Source organism: Leucobacter chromiiresistens, from assembly GCF_001477055.1.
Classification (GTDB): domain Bacteria; phylum Actinomycetota; class Actinomycetes; order Actinomycetales; family Microbacteriaceae; genus Leucobacter; species Leucobacter chromiiresistens_A.
The window spans coordinates 1-6,642 of the sequence record NZ_LDRK01000123.1; the positions used below are offsets into that span (position 1 = coordinate 1).

4 protein-coding genes, 1 tRNA gene and 1 pseudogene are annotated in these 6,642 nt (G+C 72.0%); 3 read left to right on the plus strand and 3 right to left on the minus strand.

Annotated features, from left to right (window positions below; all coding sequences use genetic code 11):
* A pseudogene (locus NS354_RS12295) lies at positions 1-219 on the minus strand (hypothetical protein); the annotation flags it as partial.
* Positions 220-632: 413 nt separating this feature from the next.
* Here NS354_RS12295 and NS354_RS12300 point away from each other — a divergent pair.
* Positions 633-947, plus strand: coding sequence for a hypothetical protein (locus tag NS354_RS12300; RefSeq protein ID WP_153002215.1), 315 nt, complete (start codon positions 633-635; stop codon positions 945-947).
* An 87-nt stretch (positions 948-1,034) separates the two neighbouring features.
* The gene (locus NS354_RS12305) at positions 1,035-1,688 is read left to right on the plus strand and encodes a hypothetical protein (protein WP_058594750.1); all 654 of its coding nucleotides are present in this window, start codon (positions 1,035-1,037) and stop codon (positions 1,686-1,688) included.
* A 112-nt stretch (positions 1,689-1,800) separates the two neighbouring features.
* On the opposite strand, the gene NS354_RS12310 is transcribed toward NS354_RS12305, so the two are convergent.
* Positions 1,801-1,891 (minus strand) — tRNA-Ser (locus tag NS354_RS12310).
* 10 nt (positions 1,892-1,901) lie between these two features.
* Positions 1,902-4,421, minus strand: coding sequence for a LuxR family transcriptional regulator (locus NS354_RS12315; protein WP_058594751.1), 2,520 nt, complete (start codon positions 4,419-4,421; stop codon positions 1,902-1,904).
* Between the two features lie 458 nt (positions 4,422-4,879).
* Here NS354_RS12315 and NS354_RS12320 point away from each other — a divergent pair.
* A partial coding sequence (locus NS354_RS12320; protein WP_153002216.1) for a choice-of-anchor G family protein occupies positions 4,880-6,642 on the plus strand: 1,763 nt, incomplete at its 3' end.

Sequence of the window (6,642 nt, forward strand, 5' to 3'; positions counted from 1 at the left end):
GACGCCGCGCGGGGCCTGCGCGGAGTCGGGGCGCGGCGCGGGGGAGTGCTGCGCGCGATCCCGCGTCTCTCCGGTGACCGCGTCGGCGGCCTTGTGTACGAGCGCTCGCCAGTCGGTCGACCCGTGGGCCGATCCTCCCCGCTGCGACTCGGCCGCGCCGGTGTCTCGCGAGTCCATCGCCCGCTTGGCCAGGGTGAACAGCTTCTTCATGTTGCTCATCGGAAGTCCCTTTCTGAGTGAGGTGCGCGGTGCGCATCACCCGAGGAGGGATGGCCGAGGCGGCCCCGCACGGGGGCGGGAGCGCAGTGCACTGCGGCGACGCGGGGTTCGCGTTCGACGGAGGCATCTGCGTGCATCGGGGTCTCCAAGGGTGACGTCGGTGATCGACAAGGTCTCCTCCGCTGACGCATCAGCTGGTGGGCCGGGATGCGCTGCGCATCCGTAATGACGAACCCACCACAAGACGGGAGTACTCCCCTTGGTGCCTCCCAAGATAGCGACCCGAGACGCGGCTTGGCTGGGAAATCGCGGGCGCACGTCGAAGCGTCGGCCGGAGGGGGAGGAGCCGGGGTGCGGGATCGGGTCGCGTCCGCCGCGGGGTGCTGCTGCTGGTGAGGGCTATGCTCGTGTGCGTGACCCAGTTCTCCCCGCCGCGCCCTCGCCGAGGACGCGGGTTCGGTATCGCCGCAACGGTCGTCGCGCTCGTCGGGATCCTGCCGAACGGAATCGTATGGATCCTCGCCGGGACGGTCGATCCCAACTACGGATGGCTCGTGTTCATCACCCTCCCGTGGGCCGTGCTCATGGGCGCCATCGCCGGAGTCCTCGGCATCATCGGGATCACGCTCGCCCGCTCCGAGCCGGGCGGGTACGGATGGCCGGTCGTCGGCCTCGTGCTCGGCGCACTGCAGCTCCTGCCCGCAGCCGTCTTCCTGACCGACGTCTGACCGGCGTCGCCGCATCGCCCTGCGCTGCGTCACCGCGCCGCACCGCGCCGCGTCACTTCGACCCATCACCGCGCCCCGAAGGAGAGAATGTCCGTGCGTCAGAACCCGCCCGCCAACCGACTGGTCGTCGCGATCGCCGCCGTGCTCGCGGCGTTCTTCGTCTGGGCGGCCCTGGTGCGCCCCCTGGTTCGCGGGGAGTCGCCCGCCGAGACGGTGCTCCTCTTCGCCGCGGGGGTGGGGCTCGCCGGCCTCATCGTCTGGATCGTGCTCGGACGGATCCGGAGGCTGCAGCGCCGCCAGCGGCGGGCGCTCCAGGAGCGCGAGCCGCAGGCGCGCGTGTTCGGCTCCTACGCGCTCAACGGCGTCGCCTCGTTCCTCGCGCGCGCGATCCCGCAGCTCGGGCTCGGCACCCCGCCTCGCGGGCTGCTGACGTCGAGCCCCAGCGGGGTGATCGACCCGTCGGGGTTCCGCCTGGTGCGCGGCGGTGCGCGGCTCGTCACCGCCTACCGGGTGCCGCGCGATCGGATCGTCGGGGTCGCGACGGGCGGCATCCAGGAGGGCGCGTTTCTCTACCCGACCCTGGTGGTCGTGGTCTCCCACGGCGTCGAGCGAGCCGCGATCCCGGTTCCGGTGACGCGCGACGAGGCGCCGCTCCGTCGTGAGACGCCCGACGGCCTCGACCGCCTCGTGTCGGATGCGGCGCGCATCTGGGGCGTTCCCGTGCTCGGCGCGGGCGACTGAACCGGCCTCCCGAGCCCGACGCCGGCGCTCCTGCGGCGTCGAGCCGAGCGTGCCCGCCGGCACGACGAAGGCCCCGCGCCTCCCTGCAATGGCAGGGGCGCGGGGCCCTCAGTGGCGGTGACGGTGGGATTTGAACCCACGGTAGGGGGTTACCCTACACAACTTTTCGAGAGTTGCACCTTCGGCCGCTCGGACACGTCACCGCTATCGAGATTAGCGCATCTGATCGACGAGACGCGAATCGAGACGTCCCCGCATGACGGCGGCGCGCTCCCGTTCCTCGCCCGGCACCCGCACCTCGCGCATGAGCGCGGCGAGCTCGCCGCGGTCGCCGGCGCTCAGCTTCGCCCGCGCATGAGCGATGTGCGACTCGACGGTGCGCACGCTGCAGCGCAGGCGCACCGCGATCTCCTTGTTGCTGAGCCCCTCGGCGACGAGTCGGGCGGTCGCCGACTCGCGGGGCGTGAGCTGCACGTGATCGCTCGCGGGGAGCCGATCGAGGCTGAACCACGGATCCACGCGCCGAGCGGCGGACTCGAGCTCGCCGAGCAGCGCCTCGCAGCGATTCACGCTCCCGGTGGCGCGCCGCCGCATGTAGATGCGCTTGGCCTCGCGCAGCGCGTACGCGGCCGGGGCCCAGTACCCGGCGGTCGTGAGTGCGTCGGCGCATTGGAGCAGCGCGACGGGGTTCTGGTCGTTCGCGGCCTGCACGTGGGCGCGCGCGAGCGACGCGATGGGGAGGGCGCGCGACGCGTCGATCGGCGTCCCGTGGAGGTGTTCGTAGCGGCGGATCCGGGATCCGATGCGGTCGATCCGCCCGCTGAAGTAGGCGAGCACCTGCGTGGGGAAGTCGTCGACGATCTCCGCGCCGTTCCCGTCGAGGTCGGCGTGACCGGTCGCGGTTCTGAGGATCGCCTTGCCGGTGTCGGAGATGAGCGCGGTCAGGCGCAGCGGCAGGAATCGCGGCAGGCGGGCGGCGAACAGCTCCCATTCGCGCAGCGCCCGGGCCATGTCGCCAGACGAGATCGCCTGCCCGACCGCGCCGAGATGCCCGAGCCACACTCGATGCCGTGCGGTAGCGGGGAGCGATTCGGTGAGCGCGAAGAGTGCGACGTCGCTGCCATCGGTGTCGCCGATATAGAGCGCGAGCATCGCCTCCGTCACGGTCGCCGTGGCGAGCAGGTCTCGGAGTTCGGGCGGGCTCGATACGGCGATGTCGGTGACCCGGGCGATGCGCTCCGTGCAGGTGGCCGGATCGCTCGGCCGTCGACCGATCTTGATGTTCTCGACATCGATGAGCTGGCCGGCGAGCAGCGCCACCTCGGGGAACGGGTGCGTCGCCGCGATGCGCCGCAGTTCGTCGAGGTCGGAGCCGACCGGCTCGGTCGTGTTCCATCGGGCGAAGACGAACTCCGCATCGCGCTCGAGCGGCTCGCGGTCGGCTGCGCCGGCGAGGGCGCTCGACCGCGCCCCCTGCGGGATGGGCGACTCCGCCGAGAGCTGGCTCGCGAGCGCACTGGCGGCGATGCGCAGGGTCGGAGTGCGCACATCGTCGCGGGAGACGGCGTGCAGACTGCGGAGGCCCGCCAGCGCCCCATGCATCACGGTGGCGGCGCGGCTGCGATCGAGCGGGTGGAGCGCAGCGCCCGATCCCGCTCCGCGCACGAGCAGGTCGCGGCACTCGGCCCCGGCGCCGAAGCCGAGCGCGTCGAGCGACGCCCGCTCGAACAGCTCGGCCCGCGCCCGATCGGGGTGCTGGCGGCTCGCGTCGACTCCGGCGACCGTCGTGCAGAAGTGCGCGTCCCGGTCGGAGAGCGGCACGCCGAGCGACTCCTGCAGCATCAGCGTGCGCGCGGCGCGGCGCTCGGTGCTCGCCACCGCGTCGGGCGCCGCGCGGAGGCGCATGCCGCTCGCGAGGAGCTCGGGCACGCCGTACAGGGTCGCGTCGCGCGGGGTGGGAATGAGCACGCCGTGCGCCACGAGCGACGCGACGGCGGCGGCACCGATGAGATCCTCGTGGCCGTAGAGGGTGCGCGGTTCGAGCTGCGCGAGCGCGAGCGCCCCGGCGATCTCGTCGGGCGTCAGCGCACTCCGAGCCAGTGCGTCGGCGTGTTCGAGCGTCGCGACCCCGTACTCGCTGAGGTGCGTGAGCGACAGCCGGGGCCAGGGGGTCGCGATGACCGCGCCCTGAGCGGCGAGGTGGATCAGTTCGATGAGCCACGCCGGTCGGCCCCACGACATCGCGTGCAGGGCGGCGAGCACGCTGGCGTCGATCGGCGATGTGGTCACCTCCACGGCGATCTGCAGCGTCTCGGGCGGGGTGAGCGGCTCCAGGCGCACGTAGCGGGGTGCGGGAGCGTCGGGGTCGACGGGAGCGAGCAGGCTCGCCCACTCGGGCGCGCGCCGGGTCTCCTCCGTCTGCTGCTCGGAGGCCACGGCGCAGAGGATCCGCCCCCCGCCGCGCACGCGTTCGACGAGCACGCCGAGCAGCTCCGCGGGCGCCTGCTCGGCGTCGTCCACGAGCACGATGCGCGCGCGATCGGCACCGGTGACGAGCAGTGACGCCTCGGGGTCGGCAGCGCTGCAGGCGAGCACCGGCTGGCCGGATTCCCGCAGCGCCTCCGCGACGGCGCCGATGATGTGCGATCGGCCGCTCCCGCTCCGGCCCGACAGCACGACGGTGCCGGGCGACTGCAGCTCCTGCAGCACTTGAGCGACCAGATCGCTCCGCACCCTGCCTCGTTGCACGCGACGACTCACGCCCTTCCCCCCTTGAAAGACGAACTGCCTCCGTATTCGCCGAGCATTCGCTCATCACATACGGCTTCTGGGAACACCATAGCTTGTCGATAGTGCTGTGCTGAGGGGTTGACTTCAGCCGGACGACCTCTCCGCCTCAGGGGGGCCCGGAAAAACGCGCGAGGCGCGGCACTCCGCCCCTCAGTACTGCATGTCTCGATTTCAGTAGTCCGGACGCAGAACGTCAGGGTCGCGCGTCTCGTCACGCAGCACTACGGCAAGTCGTAGCTTCAGCCAACGCTCAGAAATAGCCTCGCCGGAGGGGACAGGACTCTGTCCGAACCCCGACGCCGCAGCGACGCGGAGCACACGTCAGCACGAATCAGAGGGGGCCTTTCGTGGGGTACAGAGAAGACAGGCGGAGGAGAGGCTTCAGGCGAGCCGCTCGTCCGATGGCAGCGGGGCTGGCGGCACTGACCGCGCTCGCCTCGGCAGCGACGTTCGGCGCGACCGCCGCCGTCGCCGATGCAGACCTTCCGAGCGCAGATGCCGAGTCCGCCGGGCACGGACACGGGCTCTGGATCGACGGTCTCGGCCTCGACGTGGCCAGCACGGCGTCGTCGAGCACCGAGTTCCCCGGCGCTGAGGGTCCGGAGACGAACGGACTGGATCTCGCGCTGCTGCAGACCGCGACGGTGGACGCCGACGGGCTCACCCTTCCGCTGCTGAGCGACGGCACCAACGGGGGCCTGCTGGCACTCGGCGATCTCGGGGCGCTCTCGAGCTACTCCGCTTCGCCCTCCGCGACCTCCTCGGTCGCCTCGTCGGGCATCATCACGGAGGACGGCGGCATCGATCTCGGGCCGGTGAACGACCCGTCGAGCTTCACTCCGGCGCAGCTCGACGCGAGCGCCCTCGTGCGGCAGCTCCTCGGCGACGAGGTTGCCGACGAGCTGCTCGACGAGGCCACGCTGAGCGTCGGGGCGCTCGCCTCGCGCGTCGACGCCGAGAACGGCGCGGCGACCTCGGAGTACTCGCTGTCGGGCCTCGAGCTCGAGCTGTCGAGCCCCGCCGTCGCCGGCCTCGTCGACGACGTCGACGGCCTCGCAGCCTCCCTGCTCGACCCGGTCGACGCGCTGCTCGCGGAGGGCGGCAGCGTCGACGCGCTCGTCACGGGCCTGGTCGGCACGCTCAACGGGCTTCCGCTCGTCGACGCCTCGGTCAACAGCATCGGGCTCGACACGACCCCGCTCACGGGCCAGCTGCGCGAGCAGCTGCTGGAGGAGCCGGTCGAGAACGGCGACGGCAGCGTGTCGGTCGACCTCAACGACGGAACGATCACCGTCTACCTGGATCAGCTGGCCATCAGCGGTCAGCCGGGCGAGACCCTGAGCACCCTCGCGCCCAACACGGATGTGCTGAGCGGAGACACCGTCACGGCGATCCTCAACGGCGTGAGCGAAGCCCTCGTCGGCCCGGGCCCCGATTCCCTCGTGACGAAGGCCACGTCCCTGATCACCGAGGGCGTCTACGGCGTCGGCCTGACGATCGACCTCGAGGTCGGGCTCTCCGCCACGCTCCCGGTGGTCGGAACCGAGATCCCGGTCGCCGGCGGCTCGGTGCTCATCGAAGGCACGCTCGGCGGCATCCTGGGGCAGGCGGGCTACGACCCGCTCGGCATCGACACGTCCGACGTGACGCTGCTGCCCGGCCTCCCGATCTCGGTCGACCTCGGCGCAGTGCTGCAGCCCGTCGTGAACGCGATCACACCGGTCGTGTCGAGCATCGGCGCTGCGATCCTGCCCGTGCTCACCACGACCGTCGCAGACATCCAGCCGTCGCTCGTGGAGCTCCTGCAGCCGATCGTGACGGGACTGCTCGACGAGGCGCTCGAGCCGGTGCTCACCGAGGTGCTCGCCGTGACCATCAACGAGCAGCCGGAGGAGAGCGATCTCGGGGCCGAGGGGTTCACGGTGCGGGCGCTGAGCGTCACCCTGCTGCCGCTGCTCGGCGACGCTGCCGTGAACGTGCAGCTCGGGTCGGCATCGGCGTTCGCCGAGGCTGCGGCGGCGACGCTGACGGCCGCGCCGAACCCGGTCGAGCAGGGCGGCACCGTCACCCTGACGGGCGGCGGCTTCACCGAGGGCGAGGATGTGACCATCACCTTCCCGGACGGCACCACGGAGACCGTGACCGCCGCGGCCGGCGGAGCGGG